This window comes from Microcoleus sp. MON1_C5, from assembly GCF_036701875.1.
Classification (GTDB): Bacteria; Cyanobacteriota; Cyanobacteriia; order Cyanobacteriales; family Microcoleaceae; genus Microcoleus.
Map to the genome: position 1 here is coordinate 1 of NZ_JAUBRN010000160.1, position 1,128 is coordinate 1,128.

Consider the following 1,128-nt stretch of genomic DNA (forward strand, 5'->3'; position numbering starts at 1 on the left):
TGATACCAATTTAATATGAAGCTGCATAGAATAAAGCTTCCAGAATGAAAGTGTAAGAAGATAGTGAACTCATTTCTTCAGGTGTGATTTGTTGCAGAACCTGATCCAGTCGTTCGCGCAATTCCTTAAGAGTCAGAAACACTTCTCCCTTGAATTGTTGTTTGATAAATTGCCACACTCGTTCAATGGGATTGAGTTCAGGGCTATGGGCTGGTTGACAAACGGGAATCAAGTTATCAGGCCAGTGCAGAGCACTGGTCACATGAGCCCCCGCCTGGTCAAGTTGAATAAGTGCGATGTCATCTCCCAGTTGATGTGAGAGGGCATCAATAAACTCCTGAAATCTTTGAGTATTGAGGCGATCGTATTCTTGACAAAAATGCCAGCCGCTCAAAGGTTCGACCACCCCGTAGAGCCAAAAATTGTCACGTTTCCAGAGTACCGGTGCGTAAGGTTTCACTCCAAACGCCATAATCACTTTCCCTGTTTCTGTTTTAAGTCCCAAGCGGGTCTCGTCTTGACACAAGTAACGCAGCCGTTGTCCCTTTCCAAACAAGCGTTGATAGGTCAACAGGGCTGGGGCGATGTTTTTTTAAAACGCTGAGCGGCATTGGGTTCTTGCTTCCCGCTTTTGGGGCGTGGCACTTTTAATTTAGCTTTAAGTCGATAGTGTACCCAATGATAGACTGTGGGGTATGTCAGGTTCCGTTGATAAGTCTCATTGAGCCACTCCACGATTTCTCCGTAACTTTTGAAGCCTGGTGGCTGTTCCAGTCTTTTTTGTAATCCGGCAAGAGCCTCTGGACTCAAGTGGGGCAATTTTCCGGGTGCACTCTTGACTGCCAACAATTCGGACAATCCTCCCTGACGATACTTTTGCAACCACCGAGTTACCGTTGAACCATCACGTCCCAGACGTTTGGCCAGGATTTGATGCTGAGTGATTTGTCCTGTTTTTAGCCACCACAACATTTGCAACCGTTCTTTCTGACTGGCGGTACGACTGTTTTTTAGTTGTTGCTCCAAACTCTCTGCACTTTCTGCGATCGCCACCATCAGTTGACGTGCCATAACTCATCACCTCTCAACATTATCTTTATTCTATGCAACTTCATGTAAAATTGGTAT

General features: G+C 45.7%; 2 protein-coding genes. Both read right to left on the minus strand.

Annotated elements, in window-relative coordinates:
- Nucleotides 1–10 precede the first annotated feature (10 nt).
- The gene (locus QUA71_RS29150) at nucleotides 11–571 is read right to left on the minus strand and encodes an IS630 family transposase (protein ID WP_333290489.1); all 561 of its coding nucleotides are present in this window, start codon (nucleotides 569–571) and stop codon (nucleotides 11–13) included.
- Nucleotides 568–1,071, minus strand: coding sequence for a helix-turn-helix domain-containing protein (locus tag QUA71_RS29155; protein ID WP_333290491.1), 504 nt, complete (start codon nucleotides 1,069–1,071; stop codon nucleotides 568–570). Before QUA71_RS29155 ends, QUA71_RS29150 begins: the two co-directional genes overlap by 4 nt.
- Nucleotides 1,072–1,128 lie beyond the last annotated feature (57 nt).

Bases quoted from the DNA above. Each gene is read 5' to 3' on its own strand.
- QUA71_RS29155 (WP_333290491.1), bottom strand. From the start codon at position 1,071: ATGGCACGTCAACTGATGGTGGCGATCGCAGAAAGTGCAGAGAGTTTG.